Origin of the sequence: Microcoleus sp. A006_D1 (assembly GCF_036702805.1) — a bacterium.
Taxonomy (GTDB): domain Bacteria; phylum Cyanobacteriota; class Cyanobacteriia; order Cyanobacteriales; family Microcoleaceae; genus Microcoleus.
In genome coordinates, this window is sequence record NZ_JAUBVZ010000026.1 from 53537 (window position 1) to 66805 (window position 13269).

Annotated in this window: 15 protein-coding genes; 6 read left to right on the plus strand and 9 right to left on the minus strand. The window is 44.1% G+C overall.

All coding sequences use genetic code 11. The features are described 5' to 3' along the window. Positions 1-159: 159 nt before the first annotated feature. From QUB68_RS28710 to QUB68_RS28720, 3 genes are read right to left on the minus strand one after another with little or no spacing between them, the layout of a single operon-like run. Positions 160-2871 carry a protein kinase domain-containing protein gene (locus QUB68_RS28710; protein WP_332998311.1) on the minus strand — a complete coding sequence of 904 codons (2712 nt, stop codon included), beginning with the start codon at positions 2869-2871 and terminating at the stop codon, positions 160-162. A 20-nt stretch (positions 2872-2891) separates the two neighbouring features. Beyond that, the gene (locus QUB68_RS28715) at positions 2892-3521 is read right to left on the minus strand and encodes a DUF1822 family protein (RefSeq protein ID WP_332998312.1); all 630 of its coding nucleotides are present in this window, start codon (positions 3519-3521) and stop codon (positions 2892-2894) included. A gap of 10 nt (positions 3522-3531) precedes the next feature. Next, complete coding sequence (locus QUB68_RS28720; protein WP_332998313.1) at positions 3532-4410, minus strand: hypothetical protein; 879 nt, start codon at positions 4408-4410, stop codon at positions 3532-3534. A 216-nt stretch (positions 4411-4626) separates the two neighbouring features. On the opposite strand from QUB68_RS28720, the gene QUB68_RS28725 reads away from it, so the two are divergent. Continuing rightward, entirely contained in the window at positions 4627-4911 is a 285-nt protein-coding gene (locus QUB68_RS28725) for a type II toxin-antitoxin system Phd/YefM family antitoxin (RefSeq protein ID WP_332998314.1), read from the plus strand. 1 nt (position 4912) lies between these two features. Here QUB68_RS28725 and QUB68_RS28730 read toward each other — a convergent pair whose 3' ends face one another. Both QUB68_RS28730 and QUB68_RS28735 read right to left on the minus strand, forming a co-directional pair. After that, the gene (locus QUB68_RS28730) at positions 4913-5305 is read right to left on the minus strand and encodes a XisI protein (RefSeq protein ID WP_332998315.1); all 393 of its coding nucleotides are present in this window, start codon (positions 5303-5305) and stop codon (positions 4913-4915) included. After that, positions 5290-5709, minus strand: a complete 420-nt coding sequence (locus QUB68_RS28735) for an element excision factor XisH family protein (protein ID WP_332998316.1) — start codon at positions 5707-5709, stop codon at positions 5290-5292. Before QUB68_RS28735 ends, QUB68_RS28730 begins: the two co-directional genes overlap by 16 nt. An 87-nt stretch (positions 5710-5796) precedes the next feature. Here QUB68_RS28735 and trpC point away from each other — a divergent pair, with 87 nt between their 5' ends. From trpC to QUB68_RS28750, 3 genes are all read left to right on the plus strand, one after another. After that, on the plus strand, positions 5797-6714 hold the full coding sequence (trpC, locus tag QUB68_RS28740) for an indole-3-glycerol phosphate synthase TrpC (protein WP_332998317.1): 918 nt from the start codon (positions 5797-5799) through the stop codon (positions 6712-6714). A 331-nt stretch (positions 6715-7045) separates the two neighbouring features. Further along, positions 7046-7291 (plus strand): DUF5340 domain-containing protein, encoded by a 246-nt coding sequence (locus tag QUB68_RS28745; RefSeq protein ID WP_332998326.1) that lies wholly within the window; start codon positions 7046-7048, stop codon positions 7289-7291. 198 nt (positions 7292-7489) lie between these two features. Continuing rightward, complete coding sequence (locus QUB68_RS28750) at positions 7490-8647, plus strand: pyridoxal-phosphate-dependent aminotransferase family protein (RefSeq protein WP_332998318.1); 1158 nt, start codon at positions 7490-7492, stop codon at positions 8645-8647. 55 nt (positions 8648-8702) lie between these two features. Here the strand turns inward: QUB68_RS28750 and QUB68_RS28755 are convergent, their stop codons facing one another. The 3 genes from QUB68_RS28755 to nblR form a co-directional block, all read right to left on the minus strand. Then, on the minus strand, positions 8703-8918 hold the full coding sequence (locus QUB68_RS28755; protein ID WP_332998319.1) for a DUF2949 domain-containing protein: 216 nt from the start codon (positions 8916-8918) through the stop codon (positions 8703-8705). Positions 8919-9803: 885 nt separating this feature from the next. Further along, positions 9804-10319, minus strand: a complete 516-nt coding sequence (locus QUB68_RS28760) for a DUF192 domain-containing protein (protein ID WP_332998320.1) — start codon at positions 10317-10319, stop codon at positions 9804-9806. A 231-nt stretch (positions 10320-10550) separates the two neighbouring features. Next, a complete protein-coding gene (nblR, locus tag QUB68_RS28765) occupies positions 10551-11246 on the minus strand; it encodes a response regulator transcription factor NblR (RefSeq protein WP_332998321.1) in 696 nt (231 codons plus the stop codon). A gap of 222 nt (positions 11247-11468) precedes the next feature. Between nblR and rbsK the strand changes: the two genes are divergently transcribed. Continuing rightward, complete coding sequence (gene rbsK, locus QUB68_RS28770; RefSeq protein WP_332998322.1) at positions 11469-12389, plus strand: ribokinase; 921 nt, start codon at positions 11469-11471, stop codon at positions 12387-12389. A 132-nt stretch (positions 12390-12521) separates the two neighbouring features. Here rbsK and QUB68_RS28775 read toward each other — a convergent pair whose 3' ends face one another. After that, positions 12522-12836 carry a TRADD-N-associated membrane domain-containing protein gene (locus tag QUB68_RS28775; protein ID WP_332998323.1) on the minus strand — a complete coding sequence of 105 codons (315 nt, stop codon included), beginning with the start codon at positions 12834-12836 and terminating at the stop codon, positions 12522-12524. Between the two features lie 137 nt (positions 12837-12973). Here QUB68_RS28775 and QUB68_RS28780 point away from each other — a divergent pair, with 137 nt between their 5' ends. Beyond that, positions 12974-13258, plus strand: coding sequence for a hypothetical protein (locus QUB68_RS28780; protein WP_332998324.1), 285 nt, complete (start codon positions 12974-12976; stop codon positions 13256-13258). Positions 13259-13269: the final 11 nt, after the last annotated feature.

Here is a 13269-nt window from a genome sequence, read left to right on the forward strand (position 1 = left end):
TCGTTGTCTGCGATCGGGATTCTTTGATTATACCAAATATCGCACTCCGATTTTCTCCTACTGACTATAGCTTGTCTTATGAATGGTTGTCAAAGCGGTAAAAATTCCCTATGGTGTTGGAGAAACAGAATTAGTGATACTCAAAAAAATAGCCGCACTTTAGGGAGGGAAAGGAGCATCACCTGTTTTCTGTCCGGGTGTCCCTGATGGATGATCGGAGATAGGTATTTTGGGAGCAAAGGTTTTTAATGCTAGTCCACTCAGTAGAAAAATCGCAGTAATGAATGCTGCAACTATAGCCATTCTGCCCCTAGGAGTTCTCTGGGAGGTAGCCGAGGATGGCGGTAGAGCTGGTAGAACTCTCAGTTGACCCAGCCGCTGCAACAGAACTTGCGTATTTTTCGGCCGCCCATCCGGGAAATGAGCCATCAAATCGTCAACCAAATCTGCCACTGGCTTCGGTACTTGAGTCGCTAAAGTTCGCCAAATCAACTTTCCCGATCGCATATCTTCCTGCAAATTTCTCGGTTCTTGAGCCGTTAGCAAATAAACAAAAGTCCGGCCCAAAGCAAAAAAATCCGATCGCGGCTCGGCCCTGCCATTTTTTTGTTCGGGCGGAGTGTAACCGCTTGAAGAAATTCTTGTCACCTCTCCACTTGTTCTCTCAACAGTTTCTGTATATTCCCGCACCGCCCCAAAATCAATCAATACTAATGTCCCGTCAGATCGGCATATGATATTCGCCGGCTTGATATCTCGGTGAAAATAATTTTGATTGTGAACTAGATTCAAGATTTCCGTCAATTGTGTCAACCAGTCAATAGCTAGTTCCGAAGAAATGGACTGGTAGTTCCGATCTTCCAACCACTGCTGCAAATTTTTACCTTCAATTTTCTCCATTATCAGACAGTGCAGAGAATTGCTCGTCTCGTTAGGCTTGAAAGTAAAATAGCCGTCTTGTTCCACTTTCGGGAGTCCCGGATGCTTCAGGCGCTGCAAAACAATAGCTTCTTTTTGAAACAGTTCCACCCCTTTCGGTTCGACGTAAGTGAGAACTTTTAAAACTTTCCGAGTCCCGTCTCTATCTCTGACTTCAAAAGTTTTCCCAAAGCCTCCTTGTCCCAAAACAGTAATTACCCGATAGCGATCGTCTATCAACAACTTTGAGCCGCAGCTTTGACAAAAGTTGACAGTTACAAGATTTCCTGGATAGCGGCAGTTGGGATTAATGCAGTAGACACCGCCCCCCTGTACTCTAGGTGCAGGTTGATTAGCGATCGCTTTTAGCTTTGGCTGCTGTGGCTGCGACAACAAGGAATTAACACTCGCTACTTGATTTTCTGGCAAATTTAGCTTCGATTGTTGTGTTTGAGGCGCATAGGAGTTAACACCCGTTACTGGTAGTGGATTGAGAGATTCACGGCAATGTATACAAAATTTATTTTCTGAGGGATTTTCATGTCCCTTACTACACAAGAGAATAGAAATTCTATGCTTTGTTTGTTGTTGTGGCAACTGAGATGAATGTATGATAGTAGCTGGTGCTTGCTGTTGCTCTAGCTGAGATGAATTGTTGCTTGATGCAGGTAACTCTTGTTCTTTGTGAGGGTATGGAATAACGATCGTATGTGATGGGTGATTTTGCTGCTCTTGAGGTGGATGGACTACCGCACTTGGCAACCACAACATTGAATTTTGATTGCCTGTTTGAGACTTTGCAGCCGATTCAGCCGTCTTATTTGATTGTCTCAGCTCTTCTCCCCCAAGAGATTGCCAAGTCAAAGGTGCTTCTGCTGGATTATGAAAACTCACAGGCAAGAAAGTTACACCGGGAAATCTACTTTCCAGACGGTTGAGTTTTTCCCGTGCTTTCCGCACCGCAAGGCTGACAGAATATCCAGCCACAAATGCTTCCAAAAAACGCTGCAAAAACTTCTGTGCTACCTCATCTGGCACAATTTCTCGCATAACGATGACATTTGGAACTCCTGAATTTCTCAGTTGCTGTGCTATTCCCAACCCATCGCAGGAATTGAAAATGGCTAACTGCAAACCATGCTCTACCGCACCTGTAATATCATGTTTCAAATGCTCGATGGTTATGCTCTCGTTCTGATTTAGTTCAATCACCCCTCTAGCAGCATCATCTTCACTTTTGCTATGACCCGCAAAGAAAAATATCTGCGGACTTTGTTTCTCAATCTCCTCTCCTAACTCCTCACAAGTCGGCTCATCTAAGCGAATAATGTCACCGTTGGAGTCTCTAGATAAAAACTTTTGCAGCAATTCCCAGTCCTTATCTGTCTTAATTTTTGTGGTATTGCCGACCGCTTCTTTCTTGCCAAAAACTGCTAATACTTTGACTTTTTCTCTAGGAATAGGTGGCTGTTTTCCCACTGGTAAAAATAAACCAGCCGAAGCTTTAGCATAGTATTTCGGATGAAAAATATCCCAGCTATGCCAAGGCAATCGCTGTAACTTTGGGTCTTCAGTCTTAAATATAAATCTAATTTCTTCATTTTTATCAGTAAGTTTATGTAATAGTTCCTCTTTGATAGGGAACATATCAGGAGATTTGAGCCATAGATTAATACTTGACTCCAAGTTTCGCGCGTGTCCTTCTATTTGCTTGATACCAGGGTCAGGGTTAGTGTGACCACCTATTCTAGTAGCAGACCTCATGGGGTCTACGCGAGAGAGATAGCGTGACTGCCAAAGCTCATAGTAATCGCGAATCTCTGGATTTTGAGGCAGTTTGCCTGTGGTATAACTAATACAACGATGCTCTTCTTCAGTTTCAATACGAAGCGTGACCGTAAAACCTCTATCAAAATTACCCTCTACTAAATCGAGAAGAACTATTTTACCCATTGCCCCTCCTGGGAAACTATTCAAATTACAAAACTTTGCGTAACACTTAGATCACCGAGTTCAACTCTTATACTAAATTCTTCTCCTGGTTGGCCATTAATATTTAATTGAATCCATTCTCTATAATTTCCAGCGTTGTCTTGCACGATAGTTTCACCAGATGTTGTATTAATTGCCACAAATCTCAGACTTTCTGGGAGATTTTTGCTGCCAATGGGATGCACTTGCAGACAGATGTCCCTTTCTTGACCTGCTTGTTCGATAACAGCAACTACCAGAGCTAAAGAATGACTATTTGGTGGCATTCCTAAGACAATCTGCTGTGCTTTTAGCACGGCCTGAGAGCTAGCGGATCTGTGACTAAAAATCAGATCAACTCTTTCCTCATCCAAAACTTCTTGTACAGTTTTCCAAAGCTCGTCAACCACATTGTTAAGCCACTGACTCAAGTTTACCAGCACTTCACGATGTACGACATCTTTTTCCTTGACTGGTAAAGTTACTTGTATATCCTCAACAGGAATTCCTAATATTTCATTCAATTGTCCCGATCTAAACAGTTCCAGAATCCGCTGCAACTGCTCTAGTGAACCTTCCACAACCAAATTTACTGAATCTTTATCGTTTGCTTCTATTCTGCGTATCTCCATAAAATTTCTCCTAAACTCGTTGTAAATACTGGACTATCTCTGTCAACCTTTGCGGAGATATATTATCAATTGATACCCTCAATACTAATGTACCCTCAGCACACTTTTCTAAGTCCATTTTTTGAATGGGTGGATGGTCGTTACTGCGATTCAATACTTGCTGCATAGTGTTTTTAATGTCTCCCATTTCTGATAAGAGTATAGACATAGAATCATCTACTGTTTTTTGAGTTTTTTGCTGCTGTTCTGCTGAATTAGCATGAACTTGAGCTAATAACTGTGCCTGAAAGATTCTGCGAACCTCTGGCACGTACTTGATCTGAGCGGTAAATTGTTCGCACACCCGTTGAAATAAAACTTCCCTGACTTTGGCTCTGTAGCATTCAGGCAAATCACCATACCTGAGCAGCGCCTCAGCTATCAGGTTATCTTTAATTTTTTTAATTCGCTCCTTAGCTAACTCCCCTTCTGGTGTCAGCAAAAATGCAATTTCATCAATGGAGCCAATTAGTGGCTCGATTTCTTTTGATTTTTTGACTTTTCCTAGTTCTACTCCAAGTCGAATAAACTTCTCATTCAAAAGTTTAATATCCGGCTCGTGTTCTGCTGGATAAGACGGTTCTGGGGGATGTTCCACCATCACCATGAATATCTGTTGTGGCTCAAACTCGCCCATCAATTGATACTGACACTCTAAGGCAATCTTTTGCAGAGCTGAGAGCAAGGAAAACTTAAGCGCCTTTTGCAGGTGATGATTGATAAGTTTATGGTCTTTTCTCAGGTGCTCGACAAAAGACTTGACTCCCATGCAAACAGCCAAATTTGGATAATGTCCTAAAATGTTGGTTATAATCCCCCCGACAATCGCCCCCAGAGTCAAACTTTCCATCCTTTTCTGCCGTCTGTATGCTTGAATATGTATTGCTTTTTAATATAAACTATTTTAACGGGGATAGACATCTCAGAAAAAAATCTTATTTCGTTACAGCCTTGGAACCGGGAGAAAACCTGGTTATGAAGGTTTTGATGCGTCTAGGACTAAATTGAAAAAATCCAGGAAGACGATCGCCCTTATAATATTCTTAGTATTGGTAAGCCAAAAACCATGTCACTCACACAAACCCAAGTCACCTATACTGAAGCTAAAGCGAATCTTGAGGAACTGTGCGAACAAGTCATCAACGATCGCGATGCCATCATCATCACCCGCAAAGACGGCGAAAATGTAGCCTTAATTGCTGCTGACGAATTGGCAAGCCTAATAGAGACAGTCTACCTGCTGCGATCGCCCAAAAATGCCGATCGCCTGTTAAGCGCCCTAAAAGACGCACAAGCCAGAATTGTCAAACCTCAGACTGTCAGAGAATTACGCCAAGAAGTCAACGAGTAGTTTAGACTGACTGCATCGCAGCCGATTCAGCAAATTTTCCTTCATTTTTGTCACTAAAACCCGTCCCAAATTCAGTATATTCACGTATTCTAGGATGGCGAAAACCAAGTACAATATCTTCTTTTGGAACACCTGCAGCTAGTAAATCGGTAGCCACTCCTTCTTCGGTATCATCATATTGAATCCAGATTTTATCGCCAATTAAATTGATGTGAATTGGTGTAGCATGAAGGTAATTGTCCTCATTCCAACCAATATCCAAGACTAAGTAGCCTCCTCGTTCATCATCAAATAAAAGTTGAGACTGATAGCCATCAGGTATAGTATTGCGAAAATTAGCGTGTTCCTGAAGTATGGTTTTGATAATTTCTTGGTATTTCAATCGGGTATCCATTGAAGTATTGCCTCACTTTTTTCATCAAAAACAACAAGTTTAACAATCTGATTCTTTAATAAAATTTGCCCTAACTCTATAGTAAAGACGCTCTTAAAAGCAGATCGAGAAATAGCCAGATATAAATTTCGATTTATCTGCATTTCATTAAGAACTTGGCGGTAAAGAATGTACTGTCCTAAAGCCTGCTCCAAATCTTTTACATCCGATCGCCCTACAAAACTCTTAACCTCAACAACAATTTTTTCAGTTCCTTTTTCAGCATTAATTAGACGTTCTGCACCCAAGTCGGCAGATAAACGCTTGCGACCAATTTGCATGGGAAATGGATCGTGAGTAATTATCCAGCCATCATTTTGTAAGGCACGCTTAACTGTATCGTGATAAATATCTTTAGCTGACACGCATTAGCACTCAGATTAGGAGGATTCACTGTAACCATTATATAATACGTTGAAACTTGTTGCGATCGCCCTTTAATCCCCCCTATCATGCTTCAAATCCGCCGCCGTCCCCCCAGTACCTCAGTCTCCGTACTCTACCTCAGCTACGAAATCGCCGTACCCGACTCCGAACCCCGCCACATCCTCGAAGAAATCGTCTGGCAAAAAGAGGCTGAAGTGGCCCAAAAGCGCGATCGCACGCCCCTAGCCGAACTTCACAAAAGACTCCCGTTTGCACCGCCCATCCGCGACTTCCTCGGCGCGCTCAAAAACGGTAAAACCACACCCGCCATCATTGCCGAAGTCAAAAAAGCTTCCCCCAGCAAAGGCGTAATTCGTGAAGATTTCGACCCAGTGGCGATCGCCCAAGCATACCAACAAAACGGCGCTAGCTGCATCTCCGTACTCACCGATGAAAAGTTCTTTCAAGGCAGTTTCGACAACCTTTCTAAAATCCGTGCCGCCGTCGAATTGCCACTACTTTGCAAAGAGTTTATTATCTATCCCTACCAAATCTATCTCGCTCGGATTCACGGCGCGGATGCTGTATTGTTAATCGCAGCTATTCTATCTGACAAAGACTTACAATACTTTGTCAAAATTGTCAAGACTTTGGGCATGACAGCTTTAATCGAAGTTCACACACTCGAAGAACTCGATCGAGTATTAACCCTAGAAGGCGTCCAATTAATCGGCATCAACAACCGCAACCTAGAAGACTTTTCTGTCAGCCTAGAAACCACCAGCCAACTATTAGCCTCGCGCCAAACCGAGATCCAAGGAAAAAATATCCTCACCGTCAGCGAGTCAGGAATCCACACTCCCGAAGATCTCAGCCAAGTTGCTAGCGCCGGAGTCCAAGCCGTCCTCATCGGCGAATCCCTAGTCAAACATCCCGATCCCGGCGCTGCTTTAGCCGGGCTTGTCAAGGCGCATCCGCACATCACCAAAGGCGAGACTGCTTGACAAACACCCCCGAATTCTGATAAAAATTGATTAACTAGGTAAATAATCAGAATTTCTAGCCTGCATCGACTCGATCGCCTAACTGAAAAAAAATAGCACTCAAAGCTATATTGCGTAGAAATATTTTGCCGAAAAGCAATTAAATCTATTCGCTCTCGGCCCTGCGATCGCCAAATTTAGCGCTATCAAACCCAGCCCCGAAGATGCGATCGGCAAAGCAGGGGTTATTGTACGGTTAGAAAACAAATAAAAAATCGGGCATCTAATGTTCACCTGTGATGCCTCATGCAATTGCAATGGGGTGTCTGTTCGCTGAGGTATGTTAGCTTTCATGGAGCCAATTCCCCTGCCTTCGTACATTCATTATGAATTGTTACTTCAATTGTTAGAACGCAAAACAATGTTTGCTGTCAGTCCACAATCGCCGCAGCAGCAACAAGTTCACCAACTTATTATTACACTGCGGAAAGCCCTTGCCATTCAAAAGCAATTAGAACAAAGCTGCGAGCGATCGAACTTAGCGGTAGAACATCGCTGGTCTTTAAATGAAACTAACCCTACGGGAGTTAAAAGTTAAAAAACTTAGAGGACTTACACATCAAGACCCAAGAAACCGGGTTTTTTACCCTTACTGCGGGTAACAAGAAGGATTTTCGTCCATCAAACCCGGTTTCTGACAAAGGAGTGCGATCGCGAACTAACTTAGAGTACCGACATGACGTATCGTATTTGATTTATTCTATATAACTCCCACAGAAAAAGTTAGGACAATATCATGGACAACAAATTAATGCTGATGATTCCCGGCCCGACGCCGGTGCCCGAAGCGGCTTTGCTGGCGATGGCAAAACACCCGATGGGCCACCGCAGCAAGGAATTTGACGCGATTTTTGCGGAATGTACCGAAAACCTGAAATGGCTGCACCAAACCAGCAGCGATGTACTGAGTTTGACTGTTTCTGGTACCGGCGCGATGGAAGCTGGGATAATTAATTTCTTGAGTGCGGGCGATCGAGTTTTAGTCGGATGCAACGGTAAATTTGGCGAACGCTGGGCCGAAGTCGCAGAAGCCTACGGTTTAAATGTCGAAATCATCAAAGCCGAATGGGGCCAACCTTTAGATCCCGAAAATTTCCGCGAAAAACTCGAAGCTGATACAGAGAAGCAAATCAAAGCTGTCATCGTCACTCACTCGGAAACCTCCACCGGCGTTCTCAACGACCTCGAAACCATCAACCGCCACGTCAAAGCCCACGGCGAAGCTTTGATTATGGTCGATGCTGTCACCAGTTTAGGTGCTGTCAGCGTGCCGATGGACGCTTGGGGAATTGATGTCATTGCTTCGGGTTCTCAGAAAGCTTATATGATTCCCCCTGGTTTGGGTTTTGTGGCTGTTAGTCCGAAAGCTTGGAAAGCTTACAAAACTGCGACGCTGCCCCGCTATTATTTGGATTTGGGCAAATATAGCAAAGATGCTGCCAAAAATACGACTCCTTTTACTCCGCCAGTCAATATGTTTTTTGCGCTGCAAGTAACATTGCAGATGATGAAAGCCGAAGGGTTAGAAAATGTTTTCGCGCGGCACAAACGCTTGATGACAACTACTCGCGCGGCCATGAAAGCTTTAGGTTTGCCATTATTCGCTGCTGACGGTGCAGCCAGCCCTGCGATTACTTCGGTGATGCCGCCTGAATCGGTAGATGCTCAAAAAGTGCGGACTTTGATGAGAAAGAAGTTTGACATTGCTCTCGCCGACGGACAAGACCATTTGAAAGGTAAAATCTTCCGAATCGGTCATTTGGGCTTTGTGTGCGATCGCGATATCCTAGCGGCAGTGTCCTCTTTAGAAGTGGTGCTGCAAGAATTGGGTCATCAAGGCTGCACTCCTGGTGCCGGCGTTGCCGCTGCTGCGAAGCTGTTGGCTGGATCTTAATCTGAGTTATTAAAGGATTTTGGATTTTGGATGATTTCTAAAATCTAAAATCCTTTTAATATGCTTGGGCCAACCAATCAAAGATTTTATCCAACTGTTCGAGAGTGACTAAACCGTACTGCCACAGAACCATCGGCAAGGAATTCGGGTCTTGATCGCGCTGACGCTGTTTGTCACCGCCGCGACGTTCGGCGACAGCAATTGACGCGGGAGAAATCGCCAAATCTTCTTGTAAAAATCGAATTAATCTAGTGTATGTGGCGGGTGCCATGTGATTTCGCCTCCAAGTATAGGACACCATTTTCTGATGGGAACCTGATGTTTGTGATTAGTAATAAGCCAGTTTTAAATCTGTCTTTTAACCGTCGATAGCTGTTAAAACAGTATTAGCGGTTGTTGAAAATGTGAAACTTAGTGCTTAGTGATACTCTAAAGCCAACCTTTCCTAAAAAGTGAAAGGTTTTGCACTTTGGCTGCTGTCGGCTCGATCGCTCTTAGCGATCGCGATCGAACACCTAAACTGAATACCTCGGCATCTTACAGCACGAATCTGAAGAAATTCTGCTACCTAAAACTACTTGCACTGCTGTTCAGAGTTTAACTTCATCTGCGAAAATGCAGAATCCGCAAATCTACTTCGGCAATATTGGTTTGATATGGCGATCGAACCAGAAATTGCTACCTAAAGTTAAGTTTGCCAACTAATTTTGCTCGTAGCATCTTACTTGAGATAGGTTTAGTAGATTTAGGTTGAGCGCCAGAAGTTCCAGAGAATTTCTTTTCGTCTCAGGGGCCCTGAAGGCTGAGCATCGTCTCTCAGGATTGGTAGCGAGTCGCTGACTCGTCTCATACCCGCGACCAACAATCTACAGCTTCTGCAAACAAGCTCAAGCCCAGACTGACTGAGATTGACATCGTAGCAAATCTTTTGGTATTTGTGCTGCATCTTACATTAATAATTTAACACATATTATAAAGTTTTGTAAAGTTTCTAAATTTTTTGAGGTTTTCCCGAAGCAAAACTCAGCCGGATCGGAAGAGGGGGGAGTGACTTCAGAAACCCGGTTTCTACGAGATTTTGTGTTTGTTGACCAGAAATATGGGCAGAAACCGGGTTTCTCACCGCGATGCGCCAGCCATGAAAATGCCCGAAGTGTTACTGGAAAAACTCGATTTCAATCCGATCGCCCACTTTGACACCAAGTTCAGCAGCCCGCCCGCCCCGGAGCTCGATCACTCGATCGACTGGAGTATCGGGCCCGTAGGTGGGACAAGGATCGGTAGTACAAGGAGGTGCAGAAACTGCGATCGCCTCAACAACCCCATCCCGCAGAAAAATCATATCCAGAGAAATCTGGCAATTTTTCATCCAAAAATTGACCCAGCGCGCTGGTTTAAACTCAAACAGCATTCCTCTGTCATCGGCCAAAGAAGTTCTGTACATTAAACCGATAGCCTGTTGTTCGGATGTTTTAGCGACTTCGAGTTCGATCTGGCGATCGGCTATCCGAGCTCTAGCAGAAACAGGCAAAACTTGACCGGATTGTGTCTGCGTCGGAGACTGCGACGCCAAAATGCCAGTAACACCAGCATCTGCGACAGGTAAAGCCGGCGAACATCCCAGCAAAAATATAATTACCCCAATATTTAGGAAATTAGCGAAATAACTCATAATGATTTAAGATTTTAAATGGGGAATTGGTAATGGGGAATTGGTAATGGGGGATTGGTAATGGGGAATTGGTAATTTTTAACCAATGTCAACTGACAACTGACAACCGTCAACTGTCAACTGACAACTGACAACTGTCAACTATCAACTGACAACTGACAACTGACAACTGTCAACTATCAACTGACAACTGACAACTGTCAACTGTCAACTGTCAACTGTCAACTGACTTCAAGCTTCGCGCATCACGTAGCCAACACCGCGCACCGTCTGAATCAAGCGCTTCTCACCTTCATCTTCAATCTTGAGGCGCAGATAGCGGATGTAAACCTCAATCACATTCGACTCGCCCAGAAAGTCGTAACCCCAAACATTCTCTAGAATTTGTTCCCGAGTCAAAACATCGCGGGGATGTTCCATCAAATACTTTAGCAGTTCAAATTCCTTCATTGTCAGGTCGATCGTCCGTCCGTTCCGCAGGGCCCGCCTAGATGCCAAATCCAAAACTAAATCGCCAAATCTCAACTGTTCGGTGCTGCTGTTATCCGGCTGCAAATACAAGCGCACCAACTGCAAAAAATCCTCACTGCGGTAAGGCTTGAGAAAATAATCATCAGCCCCAGCTTCCAGACAAGCTACGCGATCGTCCACTGTATCACGACCGATTAATACTAGCACGGGCGATCGATTGCCGATACTTCGGAGGTGAGAACATAGCGTCAGTCCCGACTCTGGGCCAAGTATGCGATCGATTACAATCAAAGCTGGCTGCAATTCATGGGCTAAATGTTGGCCTGTGGCGGTATTAGAAGCTACTATCGGTTCGTAGCCGGAGGATTTTAAGTCTAGACTCAAGTGTCCGGCGAGAACTTCGTCTGCTTCTACTAGCAGAACACAGGGATTGCGATCGAGAGTAATTGCAGCCATTGAATTGACCGGTGAAGACCATAACTGTTCTAGCACGTATCGAGGGACAGTTGACAGTTGACAGTTGACAGTTGACAGTTGACTGTTGTCAGTTGTCAGTTGACAGTTGACAGTTGTCAGTTGTCATGGGAGAGGAGGAGATTGCGAGAGGGAGAGATTGCGAGAGTGCGATAATTACCAATTACTAATTACCAATTACCAATTACCAATTACCAATTACCCATGAGCATAATCGTATTTGGCAGTATTAATATTGACTTAGCAGCCAAAACTCCTCGTTTGCCGCAACCAGGAGAAACTATCATCGGTAGCAATTTTTTTACGGCTGGCGGTGGTAAAGGAGCAAATCAAGCAGTTGCGGCCGCCCGTCTCGGTATTTCCACCCACCTAATCGGCCGCGTTGGTAATGATAAATTTGCTGAAGAATTATTGACTAATTTGCAATTCTATGGTTTAAATACAGACAATATATTGATTGACAAAAGCACTCATTCAGGTGTGGCAATTATTGCTGTAGACGATAGCGGCCAAAATAATATTATTGTGATTCCGGGTGCGAATAACAATGTCGGTGAAGCAGATATCGAACGTCTCAAAAAACTGTTACCTGAAGCTACATCGTTGCTGTTACAGTTAGAAATTCCTCTGGAAGTTGTCCTAAAAGCTGCGAAAGTTGCTAGTCAAGCGGGGGTGCGAGTGATTCTAGATCCAGCGCCGGCTGTGGCTGATTTGCCACTCGCACTTTACCCCCTAATTGACATGATCACGCCGAATGAAGTGGAAGCTGGCCAGTTAGTCGGTTTTCCTGTAAATAATCCCGAAACTGCCATTTTAGCAGCCAAACAGTTGCAGGAGCGCGGTGTCAAGAATGTTATTGTCAAATTGGGCGATCGCGGGGCGGTTGCTGTGACGGCGGATGAGAGCTTTTTTGTGCCGGCTTTTGCGGTTGGGGCGATCGACACAGTGGCTGCTGGCGACGCTTTTAACGGTGGGTTGGCTGCGGCGTTAGATGGCGGGCGATCGTTGTCAGAGGCGGTGGTGTGGGGCTGTGCAGCGGGTGCTCTGTGTACAACTAAAGTGGGTGCTCAGGTTGCTATGTGCGATCGCGCAACCTTTGATAATTTTTTGGATAATTTAATTTGAATTTGTAAGGTGCGCGTTAGTTGAATTTGTAAGGTGCGCAATGCGCACCCTACTTTGACTTGTAAAGCGCGCATTAGTTGAATTTGTAATTTGTAAGGTGTGGAATGCGCACCCTACTTTAACTATTTTTATTTAATAGTCGTCTTTGAATTCTTTGGCTAAGCGATCGAGTCTGTCGTTCGTTTCTTTTGTAAACTTGAGTAACCCAACGCTGACAATATTTGATGTGAATCCGCCAGCGGTGGCAAGTTTTCCTTCTAGGACTTTTCCATAAAACAACAGTCCGATGCCTAAAATACTGATAGAGGCACTTACTATTGTTAACCCAAGAGTCACGTTAAAACTGAATTTAGCTTGACGCAAACGTTCTTGAATGACATCTCGCTCCATTTCTGGGTAATCATCAGAAGGGAATGGTTGGTTGGAATGTAATTTCTTGTTAGACATTTCTCTAAATTGAACTCTACAATCCTATTAAAAATCAAGCAAGGTTGAGTTCAGAGTCGAGCGAGAAGGTTGAGCGAGTTGACTTGTTGGTTGACTTGTAGTTGAGATTAAATCTATAATTCGGATCAGTAATTTTCTTGAGAGGCATCATGGGGCGATCGCTCAAAGTTTCTCCAGGGTGTACCGAACAAGTCAAATCGGCCTTAGGACGCAACGGCTTTCCGAGTCAGAAGGCTTTAGCTGAAGAATTGGACATTGGGCTATCCACAGTCAAGAAATTTCTGACGGGACAACCTGTTGATTACTCATATTTTCTGGAAATTAGCGAGAGATTGGGGTATGAATGGAGAAATATCGTAAGCTGTTTGACATCTAAATTGCATTGGGTATATAATACTACAGTTATACTTAATTCAAAGTAATGCCAGTTAAA

Coding starts and splice junctions, on each gene's coding strand:
- QUB68_RS28710 (WP_332998311.1), bottom strand. CDS start 2,871: ATGGGTAAAATAGTTCTTCTCGATTTAGTAGAGGGTAATTTTGATAGA.
- QUB68_RS28715 (WP_332998312.1), bottom strand. CDS start 3,521: ATGGAGATACGCAGAATAGAAGCAAACGATAAAGATTCAGTAAATTTG.
- QUB68_RS28720 (WP_332998313.1), bottom strand. CDS start 4,410: ATGGAAAGTTTGACTCTGGGGGCGATTGTCGGGGGGATTATAACCAAC.
- QUB68_RS28725 (WP_332998314.1), top strand. CDS start 4,627: ATGTCACTCACACAAACCCAAGTCACCTATACTGAAGCTAAAGCGAAT.
- QUB68_RS28730 (WP_332998315.1), bottom strand. CDS start 5,305: ATGGATACCCGATTGAAATACCAAGAAATTATCAAAACCATACTTCAG.
- trpC (WP_332998317.1), top strand. CDS start 5,797: ATGCTTCAAATCCGCCGCCGTCCCCCCAGTACCTCAGTCTCCGTACTC.
- QUB68_RS28745 (WP_332998326.1), top strand. CDS start 7,046: ATGGAGCCAATTCCCCTGCCTTCGTACATTCATTATGAATTGTTACTT.
- QUB68_RS28750 (WP_332998318.1), top strand. CDS start 7,490: ATGGACAACAAATTAATGCTGATGATTCCCGGCCCGACGCCGGTGCCC.
- QUB68_RS28755 (WP_332998319.1), bottom strand. CDS start 8,918: ATGGCACCCGCCACATACACTAGATTAATTCGATTTTTACAAGAAGAT.
- QUB68_RS28760 (WP_332998320.1), bottom strand. CDS start 10,319: ATGAGTTATTTCGCTAATTTCCTAAATATTGGGGTAATTATATTTTTG.
- nblR (WP_332998321.1), bottom strand. CDS start 11,246: ATGGCTGCAATTACTCTCGATCGCAATCCCTGTGTTCTGCTAGTAGAA.
- rbsK (WP_332998322.1), top strand. CDS start 11,469: ATGAGCATAATCGTATTTGGCAGTATTAATATTGACTTAGCAGCCAAA.
- QUB68_RS28775 (WP_332998323.1), bottom strand. CDS start 12,836: ATGTCTAACAAGAAATTACATTCCAACCAACCATTCCCTTCTGATGAT.